The sequence below is a fragment of the Bradyrhizobium sp. BR2003 genome, from assembly GCF_009720285.1.
In the GTDB taxonomy this organism is placed as follows: Bacteria; Pseudomonadota; Alphaproteobacteria; order Rhizobiales; family Xanthobacteraceae; genus Bradyrhizobium; species Bradyrhizobium elkanii.
On the sequence record NZ_SMYJ01000025.1, the window covers coordinates 13,222 to 31,057 of the forward strand.

Genomic DNA, 17,836 nt, shown 5'->3' on the forward strand with positions numbered 1-17,836 from the left:
AGAGCGGAGCGTGAGCGCGCGCAGATCGGAGCGTTAGCCAGAGAGAAGTGTTAGTGCCGCTTCGTCGCGGGCACCGGCGCCGGCTTCGCTACAGCGGCTTGCGCCGGCAGATATTTGGCGACGATCGCGGGATCGAGCTGGGCCACCGCGGTGTCAGGCAGCCGGGTCCAGACCTCATCCTTGCCGAACAGCGAGATGCCGAGGAAGCCGCGCATCGTCAGCGTCTGACCATCGGCGCTCAACGTCATCTTGGCCTTGTAGACCTTGCCGTTGCGCGGATCGAGCACGTTGCCGCCTTCATAGGCGAGCCCGTTGCGCTTCATGTCGCGGATGAGCGGAATGCCGAGCCACGGCATGTCCTTGCGATCGTCGGTGCATTTCGAGCAGACCGGATTGGGCGGATCGCCGGGCGATGAAAACATCTTTGCGATCATGCCTTCGAACAGACCATTGCGCTCGATCACCAGGAACCAGCCCTCGGGCTTGCCGTCTTCGATCTTTTGCCACAGGCCGGCCGCCGACGGGTCGGCCGCCGAGGCCGCAAGCGGAGCAGCTAGCGCAAAGGCCGTGGCGATCGCGAGGATCAGCCGAAGTCTGGATAGCGTGTTCCGCATCATCATCACCTGATCAATCGACCAACTCGAGTACAAGCAAACTACGGCCATTTCACGGAGTGTTCCAGTACCCGCGCCGCGCAGGAAATGGCCCGTGCCGCCGGCATTGGTCTCTGCTCGAGTGAAATCAGTTCACCCCAAGCTTCTTCTGCAGACTCGATGACGAGGTTGTGTACTGGAACACCAGCCGCTTGTCCGGATACACGTAGCGGTGCGCCTTCTGCGCCATCAGCGCACCCTCGTGGAAGCCGGAGAGAATGAGCTTGAGCTTGCCCGGATAGGTGTTGATGTCGCCGATCGCGAAGATGCCGGACACGTTGGTCTCGAACGCCGCAGTGTCGACCGGCACCAGATTGTTCTCCAGCGCCACGCCCCAGTTCGCGACCGGGCCGAGCTTCATGGTGAGCCCGAAGAACGGTAGCATCGTATCGCAGGCGATCGTCGAGACCGCATTGTCGTTGCCCTTGAGCGCGGCGCCCGAGAGCTGGCCGTTGGCGCCTTCGAGCCCCGTGACCTGGCCGATCTTCAGATCCATCTTGCCGTCGGCAACGAGCGCGCGCATCTGCTCGACGCTGTGCGGCGCCGCGCGGAAATCGTCACGCCGGTGCAGCAGCGTGATGCGCTGGGCGATCGGATGCAGATTGAGCGTCCAGTCGAGCGCGGAGTCGCCGCCGCCGACGATCAGGATGTTCTTGTCGCGGAACTGCTCCATCTTGCGCACGGCATAAAACACCGACGTCCCTTCATAGGCCTCGATGCCCGGCACCGGCGGGCGCTTCGGCTGGAACGAGCCGCCACCGGCCGAGATCACGACGACCTTGCACTCGAACTCCTTGCCGGCATCGGTCTTCACCCGGAACAGGGGATCGCCGATCTTCTCAATGCTCTCGACCATCTCGTTGAGATGGAAGGTCGGATTGAACGGCTTGATCTGCTCCAGCAGCTGGTCGGTGAGACCCTGGCCGGTGACGAAGGGAATGCCGGGAATGTCGTAGATCGGCTTCTCGGGATAGAGCTCGGCGCACTGCCCGCCGATCTTGTCGAGGATGTCGACCAGATGCACCTTCATGTCGAGCAGGCCCAGTTCGAACACGGCGAACAGTCCGCAGGGACCCGCGCCAATAATCAGCACATCGGTTTTGATCGCTTCGCTCATATCCGCTTCTTTTCAGTTGAAATCGACTGGACGGCTCTCGCCTGCCCAGCCAAGTATGGCCCGATCGGGACATGCATAATAGGGACAGCGGCTGGCGCGGCAACCCCTTGCCGAGCCTGCGCAACTCGGCTGTATGGGCGGGAAACCGACGGAGATCCCCCTCGTGAATGCCCCTGTCCGTGCTGACGATGCGCCGCGCCTGGAAGACTTTCCCTATCGCCTGTCCGACAATGTGCGCTTTGCCGATCTCGACCCCAACGGCCACGTCAACAACGCCGTCTATGCGAGCTATTTTGAAACCGGCCGCGTCACGCTGGTGAAGGACCGCAGCATGGGGCTGATGCCGGCGGGGCTCGGCTGGATCATGGTGCGCCTCGACATCCATTTCCGCGCCGAGCTGCACTGGCCGGGTCAGATCGAGCTCGGGCTCGGTCTCGTCAAGTTTGGACGCACATCGACCACCTTCGACCAGGTGGTGTTTTCGGAAGGCAGGTGCGTGGCGTCGGCGAAGGCGGTCACGGTGATGATCGATGAGGCCACGCGCAGGCCGACGCCGCTGCCGGCGGAGGTCAAGCAGAACTTCCGCCGCTGGGTCCGTCGCGGTGTGAATCCGGACGGCGAATGAAAGACAATAGAGCGTTTTCGAGCGAAGTAGACGCCGGTTCGCGTCAAGAAAACGCGTCAAAACAGAAAGCTGAAGCTTCGGTTCTGATTCAATCAGAACCGAAGCATTAGGCCTGCCGCTCCGGCGTCGACACGACCAGTCCGTCGAGATCGTCGGTCACCTTGATCTGGCAGGACAGCCGCGAGTTCGGACGCACGTCGAAGCCGAAATCCAGCATGTCCTCTTCCATCGGCGACGGCGCGCCCACCTTCTCGCGCCAGGCTTCATCGACATAGACATGGCAGGTCGCACAGGCGCAGGCGCCGCCGCATTCGGCTTCAATGCCGGGAATGGCGTTGCGGATCGCGCCTTCCATCACCGTCGCGCCGTTCTCGATCTCAACTGTGCGTTTCTCGCCGGAATGGTCGATAAAGTGGATTTTGGCCATGATTGCTCGTGCTGCCGGAATGCGCCGGACGATGGATGGAAAGGTCCCGGGCAGTCGTATAACGGGTCGATCCGCACAGCGCTAGCACGGAGACCGAAAACCTGCCCGCCGGTTGGGACGCCGCCCAAGCTGTCGCGGCGCGCCGCCGAGACGCCGGAGGCCTAGGTGCGGCCCAGGATCAGCTCGATCGCCGTGCGCGCCTCGGCAATCGCTGCGCCGAGCGCGGCAAGCGGCTGGGCCGCATCGGAACCGCCGGCCAGCGCGGTCTCCAGCTGGGCCGCAGCCTCGGCGACGCCGAAGGCGCCGATCGCCCGCGCCGATCCTTTCAGGGTGTGGGCGTGGGTCGCCGCCTCGGGCGGCAAGGCGGCCAGTTCACCGAGGATCCGGGCCGACTGGGCCGAGAACATGGCCAGCACTTCCCGCTCGAGGCCCGGATCGCCCAGCGTCATGCGCTGAAGGTGATCGACGTCGATCGGCCCGGCGCCGGGCGCTAGCGGCGGCGATTGCGTCCATTCGACCCGTTCGAGATGAAGCGGCATGGCCAGTCCCTGTCGTCTCCGCCGGACCCTCGCCGGCGGATCGTTGGCCCAGCCAATCACGAAACTGGTTAACGGATTGTTGTCGGGATGATCGGCAAAACCGCCCGATTCTGGACAATTTCTGGACACAATCGACGCTCTACGGCCGGAATTTCGAGTACCCATAAGGCCTTATGGCGCAAAGCTGTTAACGATGATTAAGAAAGTATTAATCGCAAGCATTTCATTCGCATCGCTCTCCCAATAGGATGTTTGCGGATGTAGCGGACAAGCCGCCGAGGGGGCCGCTTGCGCTCCGCTTGTGGGCACCGGCTTCGAGCTTGCGTGGGGACGATCGCAGGCTCGCCGACGCGTAAATAGTGAGAGGGCTCAGACTGAACATGGCGAACACTCCCAAGAAGGTCAAAGATCCCACCGAAGTCGCGCTTTCTGCCATCCAGGAAGCCCTCAACATCAGCGAACAGAGCGCGGAGAATCGCAGCCCCCTCAACGAAGGCGCCGCGCCGCCGAACCTGCCGCCGCCCGCGGCCGATTTTTCAGCCGCATCGTTCGAGTCCCGTCCGAACAATACCGATCGTTCGGCGTTCGAGCCGATCGAAGAACCGCGCGCGCCGCGCCGCGCCGCCAACGACGATCGCGAAACCATCGGCCAGATGCTGCAGACGCTGCAGGGAGGACGAGCGCGCAACGCCTTCACGCTGTTCTTTGTCTGCTCCGGCGCCTGGCTGCTGGGCGGCGTGATTCTCACCATCGCGTTCTGGCCGGCCCTGCAGGCCTCGATGGCCCAGGGCACCGGTGTGCTGGTGCTCGCCGGCCTTGCCGCGCTGTTCGCCGTGCCGATCCTGCTGTTCTACTATCTCGCCAGCCTCGCCTCGCACGGTCAGCGCATGCAGATGATCGCGCAATCGATGGCGCAGGTCGCGATGCGATTCTCCGAGCCCGAAAACGCCGCCGCCGATTCCATGGTGACGGTCGGCCAGGCGATTCGCCGCGAGGTCGCGGCGATGGGCGACGGCGTCGAGCGCGCGATCGCGCGCGCCGGCGAACTCGAGACCCTCGTTGCCAACGAGGTCGCGGCGCTGGAACGCGCCTATTCCGACAACGAGGTGCGCATCCGCGCGCTGCTGCAGGACATCGCCCACCAGCGCGACAACCTGGTCGGCCAGGCCGAGCAGGTGCGCAGCGCGATCTCCGGCGTGCAGATCGACCTGCGCCACGATATCGCGCTGATCTCGGACGCGATCGCCTCGCGCGTCGACGAGGTCGCCAAGAGCATCACCGGCGCGCTGGAAGAGCGCGGCCAGCACATCACGACCGCGCTGAGCCACGCCGGCGACAACATGATCCTCGCGCTCGGCGAGCGCGGCGGCGACCTGCTCGACCGCCTCGAGGAAGCCAGCGCCGAGACCACGCGCGCGGTGATGGATGCCTCCGAGCGGCTGACCACCAGCCTCAACTTCAAGACCGGCCACGTCCATGACGAGTTCGTCGATCTGGCCGATCGCGTCCACGAGCTGCTCAACGAGCGCATCGACCGCATCACCGGCGAGTTCGAGCAGCGTTCGTCCGCCATCGTCGACGGCATCTCCGACCGCACCGAAGAGGTCCACGACTCCCTGAAGAACTCCGCGGACTCGCTGCTGCTCGAGCTCGAGCTGCGCAGCAACGACCTCGTCAGCAAGATCGACGACGCCGGCAACCGCCTCGCCGGCCAGATCCTGACGTCCGGCGACAAGGCGAGCGAGGCGCTCGACGTCACCGTCAACTCGCTGGTCGCCAAGGTGGTGGGCCAGACCGAGACCGCGCACGACTCGCTGTCGCTGCAGATGAGCGCGTTCGACGACCTGGTGAAGAACCATGGCAGCGAGCTCGCCGAGAGATTCGCCCGCGACTCCGGCACGCTCGGCGCGCTGATCACCCGGCACATCTCGGAATTCGACCGCACGGTGAAGACCTTCGGCGGCGACATCGTCGAGCGCATGGGCCAGCGGACCCAGGACATCGCCGACAGCCTGAAGACCTATGTCGACACCTTCGACCATCGCGTGACCACGAACAGCGGCGAGATCACCGCCTCGCTCGACCAGCGTCTGCTGCAGTTCGAGACCACGCTCGGCAGTCGCGTCACCAATCTCGATGCCTCGCTGACCGACAAGCTGTCGTCGTTCGATAGTTCGCTCGCCACCAAGATCGGCTCGTTCGACGGCCGTCTGCAATCGCTCGATGATGCGATCGACGGCCGCATGAAGTCCCTCGAAGTTACCTTCGAGAGTCGCGCCAAGTCGGTCACCGACACCATCGACGGCCATCTCGGCACGCTCGCGACCCAGCTGACCGACGGCGCCACCCAGGCGATCCAGTCGATCGACTCGCGGCTTGGCCTGCTCACCACCACCCTGACCGAAGGCACCGTGCAGGCGATCGCCGCGGTCGACCATCGCATCAACGGCGTCACCGAGACCATCGACGGCCACAGCGTCCGTCTGGTCGACACCCTCAACGGCCACAGCACCCGCCTCGCCGACACCATCAATGGTCACAGCGCGAACCTGACCGACACGATCTCGGCGCGCTTCGCCGACATCCAGCAGGGCATCGAGAGCCGCGTCGGCGTCATCGCCGGCGACATCGACACCCGCGTCGCGCAGTTCGAGGACCTGCTGGGCTCGCGCGTCGAGGCCGTCGCCGGCCGCATCGAGAGCAGCGGCCGCCAGGCGAGCGAGGACCTGATGTCCCGCGCCGAGCTGTTGTCGTCGAGCATCAAGTCCCATGTCGAGGACGCCGAGCGCTCGCTGACCAACCTCGTGGTCAACACCAGCGAAACCATCCAGACCGGCGCGCGCACCGCGCAGCAGGCGCTGCTCACCGTGTCCGCGGACGTCGGCAACCAGCTCAAGCTGAGCTCGGCCGAGGTCGAGAGCGTGCTGACCGCCGTCGGCACCAGCGCCGCCAACTCGATCCTCACCAGTGCCCGCGACGCCCAGGTGTCGCTGGTCTCGGCCTCCGGCGACGTCGCCTCGCAGATCAAGGCGCTGTCCGAGGATGTCGAGCGCACGCTGCAGGCGGCCGGCAGCGCTACCGCAGCCTCCGTGCTGGCCGGCGCCCGCGACGCGCAGACCACGCTGGTCAGCGCCTCTGTCGACGCCGCGAGCCAGGTCAAGTCGCTGGCCACCGATGTCGAGCAGTCGCTGTCGATGGCCGGCTCTGCCGCCGCCGAGGCGATCATGACCGGTGCCCGCGAGGCCCAGACCACGCTGATCTCGACGTCGACCGACGTCACCGGCCAGGTCAAGTCGCTCGCCAGCGACGTCGAGCGTTCGCTGTCGATGGCCGGCACCGCGACTGCCGAAGCCGTGGTCGCCTCCGCTCGCGAGGCCCAGAGCACGCTGGCCGGCGCATCCACCGAAGCCGCCAACCTGGTCCGCACGCTCGCGGCCGACATGCAGCACTCGCTCTCGACCGCCGGCACCGCCACCGCGGAATCCATCGTCGCCTCCGCCCGCGAGGCCCAGAGCACGCTGGCCGGCGCGTCGACCGACGCCACCAACCTGGTCCGGACACTGTCGGCCGACATCGAGCGCTCGCTGTCGATGGCCGGCTCCGCCACCGCGGAAGCCGTCGTCGCCTCCGCCCGCGAGGCCCAGAGCACGCTGGCCGGCGCATCCACCGAGGCCGCCGATCTGGTCCGCACCCTGGCGGCCGACATGGAGCGTTCGCTGTCGATGGCCGGCTCCGCCACCGCGGAATCGATCACATCAGGTGCGCGTGAGGCCCAGAGCACGCTGGTCAACGCGTCGACCGAGGCTGCGACCAAGGTGTCTGCGCTTGCCGCCGACATCCAGCGTGCGCTGTCGATGGCCGGCTCCGGCACCGTCGAGATGCTGACGGCCGGCGCCCGCGAGGCGCAGAACACCCTCGTCACCGCATCGACGGAGGCAGCCAACCACGTCAAGTCGCTGGCCGCCGATGTCGAGCGCACCCTGACCTCGGTCGGCACCAACACCGCGCAGGCGATCCTCGGCAGCGCCCGCGATGCGCAAAGCTCGTTCGTGGCGACCTCCAGCGAGGCCGCAAGCCAGATCCGCGAGATCTCCGCCGAGATCGAGCGCTCGCTGACCACAGCCAGCGCGGAGACTGCGCAGACCATCCTGGGCAGCGCCCGCGAGGCCCAGGGCTCGTTTGCGGCGACCTCCGCCGATGCTGCCGCCCAGATCCGCACGCTCTCGACCGATATCGAGCGCGCATTGAGTGCGGTCACGGCCAAGACCACCGACAACATCCAGACCTCGGCGCAGAACGCCCAGGCCGCGCTGATCACCATGTCCAACGAGGTCTCGACCAAGGTCAAGACGACCTCCGCCGACATAGAACGTTCGGTGCTGTCGGCCTCCAGCGCCTTCGGCTCGGCGATGACCGGCAAGACCGACGAGATCGTCACCTATGTGCAGCAGCAGACCGAGCGTCTGTCGCAAATGGTCGACGGCCGCCGCGGCTCGCTGGTCGAGGCGCTGACCGCCAAGACCACGCAGCTGTCGAGCGACATGGATCGCGCCACCGCTGACGCGCTGAAGGCGATCGAAACCCGCGGCCTCGCCTTCTCGCAGTCGATGGCGGCCCACGGCAGCGATGTCGCGCGCAACATCACCTCGGCCGGCGATCAGGCGACCGGCGCGGTGGCGAAGTCGCTCAAGGAGCTCGAGCAGGCCTCGCGCGCGGCGATCGACCAGTCGCGCCAGGTCTCGATCTCGGCCGTCACGGAGATGCAGGAGACCAGCAAGATCCTGCGCACCGATACGGTCGCGCTGTTCGAGCGGCTGCGTGAAGGCAACATCCTCTTGCAGGAAGTGTTGACCGGCGCCCACGACAACCTCAACTCGCTGGAGCGCGCGCTGGTGACCCGCGTGGCCGACTTCGTGTCCGCCATGAACGACGTCACCTCGCGCAACGGCGTGGCAACCCAGACGCTGGAAGACCAGCTCACGGTGTTCAACAGCAAGACCGGCAAGGCGCTGGAAGATCTCGGCGCGCTGTCGAGCCAGTTCGAGACCCATGGCAAGGCGCTGATCGATGCGGCTGCCCTGGTCGAGCAGGCCAACCGCTCGACGACGGCCTCCGTCAGCGAGCGCAAGTCGGCGCTGGAAGCGCTGGTCACGACCATCGACCTTCGCACCACCGATCTCGACCAGCGGCTGTCACGCTTCACCGGGCTGCTCGATGAATCGCTCGGAGCGGCCGAGGAACGCGCCCGCGACATCGCCCGCGTGGTGGCGGAGACCGCAGGCGCCGGTTCGGCTGCGATCAGCAGGCAGTTCGAGGCGGTGCGCCAGGCAGCCGAGAACGAGCGTCAGCAGACCGTCGACGCCATGAACGAGCTCTACCAGCAGAGCAATGCCGAGACCGATGCGATGTTCAAGGAATCGACGGAGAAGTTCTCCGCGATGGTCACGGCGATGAAGCAGATGGCGAGCGAGATGCACAACGAGCTCGAGGCCACCCGCAACGAGCTGCGCCGCGGCGTGCTCGAGATGCCGCAGGAGGCCGCCGAGAACACCGCGCAGATGCGCAAGGTGATCGTCGACCAGATCGAGGCGCTGGCCGAGCTGAACCGCATCGTCGCTCATCACGGCCGCGGACTCGACGTGGTCTCGACCAACCGCGCCAGCGTTCGCCACGAGGAGCCGGTGATGGCTGCCGGCGGCGGCCGCGGCGATGTGCGCATGCGGGACAACGGCAACAGCGCCTCGACGCTGCCGCCGCCGGATCTCGGCATGGCGAGTTCGCGCCGCACCGAGGCCCCGCCGGTCAGCCCGGCAGGCCCCAACAACAACGGCGACGGCTGGCTGTCCGACCTGCTCAACCGCAGCGACGCGCCGCCGCCCGCCCCGCAGAGCCGCGATGCCCAGCAGCGCCCGCGTCCGCAGCAGCAGCCGGTCAATCCGCTGGAGTCGCTGTCGCTCGACATCGGCCGGCTGATGGACCGCACGCTTGCGGCCGAGATGTGGGATCGCTACCAGCGCGGCGAGAACAAGGCGTTCTCCAAGCGCCTCTACACGCCGGCCGGCCAGAAGGCCTTCGATGAGGTGGCCCGCAAGTACCGCTCCGACCGCGGCTTCAAGCAGACGGTCGACCGCTACATCGCGGAGTTCGAGCGCCTGCTCGACGAAGTCGCCCGCGACGGCCGCGGCCAGCAGGAGCTGAGCAGCCACCTGACCTCGGAGACCGGGCTGGTCTACACCCTGCTCGCGCACGCCGCGGGACGGCTGGGGTAAGCTGCGAAGCAAGCGAATAGTGAGTGGCGAATAGCGAATGGAAAACGGAGACCGAAAGGCCTCCGTTTTTGTTTTGGGCTCGGAATTGGGTTCGCAGCCGGCCGGCTCAGCCGCGGTCACGCGAATGCAACGAGCCGTAGCCCGGATGGAGCGCAGCGAAATCCGGGGCAGTGCCGCCGCGGAGTTGACCCCGGATTACGCTTCGCTCCATCCTGGCTACGAGTTGCTTCGCTCGCAATGACGGATCCGCTCGCTAGCGAACCCTACTCGCTATTCGCCCACGACGTTCACTACTGCCGCCGCCGCGGCCCGGGTGCCGCCGGAGCCGGCGCGGGCTCGGGTGCGGCGTTGTTGCTGCCGCCGAAGATCACCCGGCTCGGGTTGCGGTCGAAATTGTTCACCGCGCGGCTGATATCGGACAGCGTCCTGCGACCGTCGTTGATCAGGAGATTGGAGCGCTTGTCGAGATCCTCGGCGAGCTCGCGGATCGACTTCACCATCAGGTTCAGCTCGCTGCCATTGTTGCCGCCCGCGATCGCATTGAGGCCCAGCATCAGGCTGTCGGCCTTGCCCATCACACCGTCGACCTTGAGCATGACGTTGTCGATCTTCTCGGAATTGCGCGCCAGCGCCTGGGTGAAGACCTCGAGATTCTTCAGCGAATTCTTCACCGACTGCTGATTGTCAGCGACAATGCGGTTGACGTTTTGCAGGGTGGCGCGGATCGCCTCGGTGACGTCCTGCAACGCATTCGGGTCGGCGGTCAGAACCGGGATGCCGTCCTCGTCCAGCGGCACCGGCGGGGCGGCCTCCTCGCCGCCCTTGAGCGAAATCGCGGCGACGCCGGTGAGCCCCTGGAACTCGAGACCGACCAGGGTGTCCTTGCGGAGCGGTGCGTTGTTCTCGATCATCGCCAGCGCGACCACGCGTCGCGGGTTGTCGAGCTTCACGGAGACCACCTCCCCTATCCGAATACCGTTAAAATTGACATTGCCGCCGTTGCGCAGGCCTGACGCCGGCCCTTCGAAGATCACCCGCAAGGGACTGCGCTGCTTGGTGGTGTGCAGGCTCTGGAACCAGAGCACGAAGCCGAACGCGGCGGCGATCACCGCCAGCGTGAAAGCCCCGATCAAGACGTAGTTCGCCCGCGTTTCCATCAATTACTCGCGTTAATCACTCTTGGAATCACTCTTGGGCCCTCGCGCAGCCGGCTGCGCTCGAACCCGTCGAATTCCCTGTTGGCGCATGATTTCGTCCGAAAATCGGCTCCAGGTTTCGGGATCATGGGCTAGGCCACAACGGCACGGGCGCGCTTGCCGTTGAAATATTGCTGCAGCCATGGATGCTGCGATGCCTTCATGTCGGCGATCGATCCTGCAGCAATGATCTTACCGTTCCCTAAAACGGCGATGCGGTCGCACGCGGTGTAAAGGCTGTCGAGGTCGTGGGTTACCATGAAAACGGTCAGCCCCAAAGTGCGCTGCAGGGTGCGCACCAGCTCGTCAAACTCGCCGGCGCCGATCGGATCGAGACCCGAGGTCGGCTCGTCGAGAAACACGAGCTCGGGATCGAGCGCGAGTGCGCGCGCCAGCGCGACGCGCTTGATCATGCCGCCCGACAATTCCGACGGATAACGATCGGCGACTTCCGGCTTCAGCCCGACCATCACGAGTTTCGCCACCATGATCTCATCGAGCAGCCGCTGCGAGACGCGCAGATATTCGCGCGCCGGAAACTGGATGTTCTGGCGCACCGTGAGCGAGGAGAACAGCGCGCCCTGCTGGAACAGGATGCCCCAGCGGCGCTCGACGGCACGGCGTTGCGAGGTGCTCGCCGCGTCGAGATCGACGCCGAACACTTCGATGCGGCCGGCGACCTTCGGCACGAGCCCGATAATGGTGCGCGTCAGCACCGACTTGCCGGCCCCCGAGGGCCCGACGAAGCCGAGAATCTCGCCGCGCCTGACGTCGAGGTTGAGGCCGTCGAGCACCCGCGTGTTGCCGAATTGAACCGTGATGTCGCGGACCCGGATGATGGCGTCGTTGTCCTCTTCCGCCATGATCACATCCCGATCGAAGCGAAGAAGATCGCGAACACGCCGTCCATCACGATCACGAAGAAGATCCCTTTCACCACCGAGGCGGTGGTGTGCTGTCCGAGCGACTCCGCCGAGCCCTGTACCGCCAGGCCTTCGACGCAGGCGACGATACCGATCACCGCCGCCATGACGGGCGCCTTGACCATGCCGACGATGAAATGGTCGATCGATATGGCATCACGAAGGCGGAGCAGGAAGGCCTCCGGATCGACGCCGCCATAGAGCCAGGCCACCAGGCCGCCGCCATAGAGCGCGGCCATCGCGCCGAGAAAGGCCAGGATCGGCAGCGCCAGCACCAGCGCCAGCATGCGCGGCAGGATCAGGACCTCGATCGGATCGAAGCCCATGGTGCGCAGCGCGTCGATCTCCTCGCGCATCTTCATCGAGCCGAGCTCGGCGGTATAGGCCGAGCCGGAACGGCCCGCGACCATGATCGCGACCAGCAGCACGCCGATCTCGCGCAGCACCAGGACGCCCAGCATGTCGACGACGAAGATGTCGGCGCCGAACCTGCGGAAATGGAAGATGCCCTGCTGCGAGATGATGCAGCCGATCAGGAAGGTGATCAGCACCACGATCGGCACCGCGCGCCAGCACACCTGCTCGAGGTGATGCACGGTCGAGGTCAGGCGGAAGCTGCGCGGATGGATCAGCACCTTGCCGGAGGCCGCCAGCACCGCGCCGAGCATGTCGACGAGGCCGATGATCGTGCCGCCGATCCCGGCCACGGTGCGCCCGATCTGCTCGAGCATGCCTGATATCGACAGCGGGTCGCCGACGACCCTGGGCGCGGGGCCGACGCGGCGGACCTCGTCGACCAGGCTGGAATAGTTGGCCGACAGGCCCGCGATCTCGGCTTCCCCGCTGGCGTCGCTGAGGCTGCGGCGCAGCCGCTCGATCAGCCAGGCACCGAAGGTGTCGAGGCTCGCGACCTGCGACACGTCGATGAAGATGTGCGGCCGGCTGCCGCGCAGCTTCTCCGCGTCGGAGACGATCCGCTCGAGCGCAGGGGCAAAGCGGGCGGTCCAGTTGCCCGCCGCACACAACGCCAGTCCTTCGCCTTGGGCTATCCGCTCCAGTGTCGGGTCGCCGCTCACCTTTTGCCTACCCCTCAAGCCGGCTGGCTGCCGCTAACGCTGATCTCCGGCGCTGCCGGATCGGCTTGTCGAATCTGCCGCTAACCAGCCATAGTTGGCTGCGCGTCGCAAGCTACGGTTCAGGAAATAGTAGACTTTAAAATGACTTCCACCCCATCCGGAGCGATTTCCCTGACCGGTCGGATCGAGCGCTGGCCGATCGCGGGGACCTTCACGATCAGCCGCGGCGCCAAGACCGAGGCCGTCGTCGTGGTCGCCGAGGTAAGCCAGGGCGGCCGCACTGGCCGCGGCGAATGCGTGCCCTACCCGCGCTATGGCGAAACGCCCGAGGCGACGCTGCAGGCGATCCAGGCGATGCAGGCGCCGCTCGCCGGCGGCATGGACCGCATCGCCTTGCAGGAGCGGATGCCCGCCGGCGCCGCCCGCAACGCGCTGGATTGCGCGCTGGCGGACCTTGAGGCCAAACGCGCCGGCAAACGGATCTGGAACCTGCTCGGCCGGCCCGCGCCGGAGCCGCGCGCCACCGCCTATACGATCTCGCTCGGAACGCCCGAGGCGATGGCGGAGGCCACCGCGAAGGCTGCGCATCGTCAGCTGCTCAAGATCAAGCTCGGCGGCGATGGCGACGGCGCACGGATCGCCGCCGTGCGCAAGGCGGCGCCTCGATCCGAGCTGATCGTCGACGCCAACGAGGCCTGGACCGAGGACAACCTCGCCGCCAATCTCGCGGCCTGCGCCGATGCCGGCGTCACCCTGATCGAGCAGCCGCTGCCGGCGGGCAAGGACGAGGCGCTGGCGCGGATCCGGCGCCCGGTTGCGATCTGCGCCGACGAGAGCGTGCACGACCGCGGCTCGCTTGCCGGCCTGCGCGGCCGCTATGACGCCGTCAACATCAAGCTCGACAAGACCGGCGGCCTGACCGAAGCGCTGGCGATGGCGGATGCCGCCCGTGCGCTCGGCTTCGAGATCATGATCGGCTGCATGGTCGCGACCTCGCTGGCGATGGCACCGGCGATGCTGATCGCGCAAGCCGCGCGCTTCATCGATCTCGACGGCCCGCTGCTGCTGGCCAGGGACCGCGACCACGGCCTGCGCTACGAGGGCAGCCTGGTCTATCCGCCCGACGCCGCGCTCTGGGGCTAATCGGTGAGACGCTTGCGCGCCAGCCACATCACGAGCCCGCCCGTGGCCGCCATTGCGGCCATCATGTCGTAGACGCCGAGCCCGAAGCGCGCATAGACCGTGCCGCTGACGATCGCGGTGGTGCTGGCGACAATGCCGCCGCAGGCCGTGAGATAGCCTTGCGCGCGCGCCATCACGTGAACCGGCACGTGATGCACCATCAGGCCCATGATGCCGACCTGCGTCAGGCCGAAGCTCAGCCCGTGTCCGAGCTGGACCACGGCAAGCACCGCAAGCGGCGGGTCCTGCGCGGTAATCGCCCAGCGCGCCGCGGCACTGGAGGCTGCGATCATCACCAGCACAGCGGACGGCAGAGTGAAGCGCGGCGAGGCCGCAAACAGCACGATCTCGGCGATCACGCCGAGCACCCAGAGACACGCGATCGTCAGGCCGCTGAAGCCGGCCTGCTGCCAGGCAATCGATGCGAAGATGTAATAGGCGCCGTGGCTGCCCTGGATCAGCGCCGAGGATACGATGATGGCGAGGAAGGTGGGATTGCGCAGCAGTTTTGGCGCGCCGGCCGCAGGTGTGACGGCAGCCGCTGGACGGCCCAGCGGCCGCAGCGTCAGCCCGACCAGCGCGCCGAGCACCGTCACGGCCGTGATGATCCAGATCAGGTCGACCTCCGCGACATAGCGGAGCAGGAAGCCGCACAGCAGCGCGCAGACCGCGAAGGCGGCCGAGCCCCACAGCCGCAGCGGTCCGTAGCTGAGGCCGAATTGCCTGACGCCGCGCAGCGCATAGGCGTCGGTGAGCGGCACCATCGGCGTCCAGACGCAGCAGGTCAGCGCATAGATCGCCAGCAGCACGAACGCCTGGTGCTGGGTGCCGATCACGGCAAAGCCGAACGCGGTGGCGAATCCGGTGGCGATGATCGCCCCGCGCAGCATCTGGCGCCGTTCCGCCGCCGCGGTGACCAGCGGCAGCACGGTGAAACGCGTCACCGGCGGCACCGCGGTGATGATGCCGATCCAGGTGGCGTCGATGCCGACCGCCTTCAGCCACACCGTGAAAAACGGCAGGTGAACGCCGGTCATGCCGAACAGCGTGGCATAGAATGCCGCAAGGCTGCGCGCGAATCGCCGCGATGCAACCTTTGCTGCAATGGGGATTTGTGATTCGGAAGACATCAATTCAATTGCGATTCGCGCGATATCGTGGTGATCGTTAGCGTAACGCGCAGTGATTTGCGCGGAGAGATTGTGATGGCCGAAGAAGCATTCGCCCTGTCGCCGATATCCGCCCGCGCGGCCCTGCCGAGCGAGGAGGACTATGCCGCGATCAGCGCGGCCTTCATGGAGACTTCGCGGGGCCGCTGGTTCCTCGGCGAATACGCCAAGCGCAACCGCAATGCCGATACCCGCATGGTGCTCGATGCGGTGGCGCGGATCGAGGAAAGCCTCAGCGCGCAGCGGCAAGCCGCCGCAGCGGCGATCAGGGACGAGCAGGTGGCGCAGGCGCTGGCCGCCCTGCGCGGCGCAATCGAAGCCGCCCAGGCCTCCGCCATCGCCGCGCTCGACGGCATCAGCTTCGAGCAGAGCCTCGCGCCGGTGCGCAAGGGCGTGCGGGTGATCAGGGAGATCTCGTGGCGGCTGCGCGAGATCGGCAATGACGGCCGGATCTGCGACATCATCGATTCGCAGGTCAGCGCGATCGAGGCTGGCGCCGCCGAGGTCTCGATGGACGATGCCAAGGCCGTGCTGGATGCCGCCTTCGCTGCGCTGGCACGCCGCCTGAGCGAATTCGATCCGGACAAGGCGGCGACGCCTGCGGCCGAGCCAGATGTGGCCGAGGCGCCGGTTGCGGAGCCGCCGCCAGCGGCCCCTGCGCCGCCACCGGTGGTCGAAAGTGAAGCCCCCGATATGGCCGCTACGCCGCCAGCGCCGCCTCAGGAGGCCGCTGCCGTGTCGAACGTCGAAGCCGCGATTCCCGCCCCTGAGGCCGCTACGGCCGTGATGCCACAGCCGAGCGAGGCCTGGCTCAAGGCTGAAGCCGCGCTGGCCGAAGCCGAGGCCGCAGAACTCGCCCGCGTCAGCAACGAAGCGGCGGCCGACGCCCATGACGAGGCGGTGCTCGACCTGATCGCGATGGAGATGGGCGCGCCCGATCCGATCGACGAAGAGGCGATCGCGGAGGAAATGCGCGCCGCCGAGGAGATGCGCATCGCGGAAGCGATGGGCGTCGCCGAGGCGATGACGGCCGAGCCCGAAATGGTTGCGCCCGCCATTCAGCCCGAGCCTGCACCGGCGCCCGCGTCGCAGGTCGAGGTCAGGGCCGAAGTCAAGATCGAGCCGCCACCGCTGGCCGCAGCGCCGATTGCCGAAACTCTGGTGATGCCGCCGCCTCTCCCGCCCGCCGTTGAGGCTGCTGTTCCAGCAGCGGAGGTCTCACTCGGCTCGACGATCATCGCCAGTGGTCTTCTGAAAAGGCCGAGTGCTGCGGCCAACGACCCGCTCGCGCCGATCCGCCGCATGAGCCAGGCCGAGAGGATCGCGTTCTTCTCGTAAGCGCCGACGTCCGCACTTCGTCATTGTCGGGCATAGCCGTCCAAAGGACGGCGTCGCTCAGCTCGCCTGCGCCCCCGCAATCCATCGACCAAGAGCTTCCTTTGAGATGGATGCGCGGGTCAAGCCCGCGCATGATGCGTGGCGCGCGAAGCATTCATGCCCCGCACACGCAACGTGAGCCAGCTCATGTGCCGCGGCAGCATCGGTGCCTAACCCGGCGTCAGGCAACGAGTTTCGCGAACAGGTCGGCGTCGACATTGCCGCCCGACAGCACGATGACGACGTTCTTGCCCTTGGCGTCGATCCGTCCCGCGAGCAGCGCGGCGAGTCCGACCGCGCCGCCGGGCTCGACCACGAGCTTCAGCTCGCGGTAGGCAAAGGCGACGGCGGCGCCGACTTCGTCATCGGTGGCGTTGACGCCATTTGCGAGCAGCTTGCTGTTGATGGCGAAGGTCAGTTCGCCCGGCATCATCGCCATCAGCGCATCGCAGATGGTGCGCGCCGCGACCGGATGCGCCTCGCGATGTCCGACCTTGAGCGACAGGGCGTGGTCGTCATAGCCCGCGGGCTCGGCGACGATCACCTGGGCCTGCGGATATTTCGCCTTCACCGCGGTTGCGACGCCGGCGATCAATCCGCCGCCCGACGCCGGCGCGACCACGATGTCGGGCGTCAGTCCGAGCGCGGCCATGTCCTCGGCGATCTCGCGGCCGGCGGTGCCCTGGCCCGCGATCACGAAGGGATCGTCGTAGGGGCGCACCAAGGTCGCGCCGCGCTTGCCGGCAATGCCGTTGGCGATCGCCTCGCGGTCGTCGCGATCGCGGTCGTAGAGCACGACTTCGGCGCCATAGGATTTGGTGCGCTCGCGCTTGGTGATCGGCGAGTCCGCAGGCATCACGATGGTCGCCTGCATGTTGAGGATCTTGGCCGCCGCGGCGACGCCCTGGGCGTGGTTGCCCGAGGAGAACGCGACGACGCCACCGCTCCGCTTGTCCTGCGGGATCGAGGCGAGCTTGTTGAAGGCGCCGCGAAACTTGAACGATCCGGTCCGCTGCAGCATTTCGGGCTTGAGGAAAACCTGGCTGCCGACGCGTTCGTTGAGAACGGGGAAGGTCAGGAGCGGCGTGCGCACCGCGAACGGCGCGACCACCCTTGCGGCGGCATCGATGTCCGCGGCAGCGACGGGTGGATTGAGAACGGTGTCCGTCATTCGCAATTTGTATCGCGGCAGCAGGCTGGCGGGCAAGACGCTTCATAGCGTTTTCGAGTGAAGTGGGGACCGGTTCGCGTGAAGAAAACGCGTCAAAAACAAGCTTGCGTGA

The 17,836-nt window shown here is 66.7% G+C and carries 13 protein-coding genes; 4 read left to right on the top strand and 9 right to left on the bottom strand.

Going from position 1 to position 17,836, the window contains the following annotated elements:
- Window positions 1-50: 50 nt before the first annotated feature.
- Together E2I15_RS17665 and E2I15_RS17670 are read right to left on the bottom strand one after the other, a co-directional pair.
- Window positions 51-614 carry a DUF2147 domain-containing protein gene (locus tag E2I15_RS17665; RefSeq protein ID WP_069277854.1) on the bottom strand — a complete coding sequence of 188 codons (564 nt, stop codon included), beginning with the start codon at window positions 612-614 and terminating at the stop codon, window positions 51-53.
- A gap of 127 nt (window positions 615-741) precedes the next feature.
- Window positions 742-1,770, bottom strand: coding sequence for an NAD(P)/FAD-dependent oxidoreductase (locus E2I15_RS17670; RefSeq protein WP_016841527.1), 1,029 nt, complete (start codon window positions 1,768-1,770; stop codon window positions 742-744).
- Window positions 1,771-1,933: 163 nt separating this feature from the next.
- Here E2I15_RS17670 and E2I15_RS17675 point away from each other — a divergent pair, with 163 nt between their 5' ends.
- The gene (locus tag E2I15_RS17675; RefSeq protein ID WP_076825837.1) at window positions 1,934-2,395 is read left to right on the top strand and encodes an acyl-CoA thioesterase; all 462 of its coding nucleotides are present in this window, start codon (window positions 1,934-1,936) and stop codon (window positions 2,393-2,395) included.
- Window positions 2,396-2,501: 106 nt separating this feature from the next.
- Here E2I15_RS17675 and E2I15_RS17680 read toward each other — a convergent pair whose 3' ends face one another.
- Window positions 2,502-2,822, bottom strand: a complete 321-nt coding sequence (locus tag E2I15_RS17680) for a 2Fe-2S iron-sulfur cluster-binding protein (protein WP_018272592.1) — start codon at window positions 2,820-2,822, stop codon at window positions 2,502-2,504.
- A 161-nt stretch (window positions 2,823-2,983) separates the two neighbouring features.
- Window positions 2,984-3,361 (bottom strand): Hpt domain-containing protein, encoded by a 378-nt coding sequence (locus E2I15_RS17685; protein ID WP_137480158.1) that lies wholly within the window; start codon window positions 3,359-3,361, stop codon window positions 2,984-2,986.
- Between the two features lie 380 nt (window positions 3,362-3,741).
- Between E2I15_RS17685 and E2I15_RS17690 the strand changes: the two genes are divergently transcribed.
- A complete protein-coding gene (locus E2I15_RS17690; protein WP_137480159.1) occupies window positions 3,742-9,630 on the top strand; it encodes an apolipoprotein A-IV repeat region-like domain-containing protein in 5,889 nt (1,962 codons plus the stop codon).
- A gap of 290 nt (window positions 9,631-9,920) precedes the next feature.
- Here the strand turns inward: E2I15_RS17690 and E2I15_RS17695 are convergent, their stop codons facing one another.
- The 3 genes from E2I15_RS17695 to E2I15_RS17705 all read right to left on the bottom strand — a co-directional run bounded on the left by E2I15_RS17695 (window position 9,921) and on the right by E2I15_RS17705 (window position 12,825).
- On the bottom strand, window positions 9,921-10,787 hold the full coding sequence (locus tag E2I15_RS17695) for an MlaD family protein (RefSeq protein WP_018272595.1): 867 nt from the start codon (window positions 10,785-10,787) through the stop codon (window positions 9,921-9,923).
- Window positions 10,788-10,918: 131 nt separating this feature from the next.
- The gene (locus E2I15_RS17700) at window positions 10,919-11,689 is read right to left on the bottom strand and encodes an ABC transporter ATP-binding protein (protein ID WP_028338275.1); all 771 of its coding nucleotides are present in this window, start codon (window positions 11,687-11,689) and stop codon (window positions 10,919-10,921) included.
- 2 nt (window positions 11,690-11,691) lie between these two features.
- Window positions 11,692-12,825: an MlaE family ABC transporter permease gene (locus tag E2I15_RS17705; RefSeq protein ID WP_137480160.1), complete on the bottom strand. Its 1,134-nt coding sequence runs from the start codon at window positions 12,823-12,825 to the stop codon at window positions 11,692-11,694.
- A gap of 141 nt (window positions 12,826-12,966) precedes the next feature.
- Between E2I15_RS17705 and dgcA the strand changes: the two genes are divergently transcribed.
- Window positions 12,967-13,968 carry an N-acetyl-D-Glu racemase DgcA gene (gene dgcA, locus E2I15_RS17710; RefSeq protein ID WP_137480163.1) on the top strand — a complete coding sequence of 334 codons (1,002 nt, stop codon included), beginning with the start codon at window positions 12,967-12,969 and terminating at the stop codon, window positions 13,966-13,968.
- Here the strand turns inward: dgcA and E2I15_RS17715 are convergent.
- Window positions 13,965-15,137, bottom strand: coding sequence for an MFS transporter (locus tag E2I15_RS17715; RefSeq protein ID WP_137480165.1), 1,173 nt, complete (start codon window positions 15,135-15,137; stop codon window positions 13,965-13,967). The genes dgcA and E2I15_RS17715 overlap by 4 nt on opposite strands.
- A 75-nt stretch (window positions 15,138-15,212) precedes the next feature.
- Here E2I15_RS17715 and E2I15_RS17720 point away from each other — a divergent pair, with 75 nt between their 5' ends.
- Window positions 15,213-16,514: a hypothetical protein gene (locus tag E2I15_RS17720; RefSeq protein ID WP_137480167.1), complete on the top strand. Its 1,302-nt coding sequence runs from the start codon at window positions 15,213-15,215 to the stop codon at window positions 16,512-16,514.
- 220 nt (window positions 16,515-16,734) lie between these two features.
- Here E2I15_RS17720 and E2I15_RS17725 read toward each other — a convergent pair whose 3' ends face one another.
- On the bottom strand, window positions 16,735-17,724 hold the full coding sequence (locus E2I15_RS17725; protein WP_016841247.1) for a threonine/serine dehydratase family protein: 990 nt from the start codon (window positions 17,722-17,724) through the stop codon (window positions 16,735-16,737).
- Window positions 17,725-17,836: the final 112 nt, after the last annotated feature.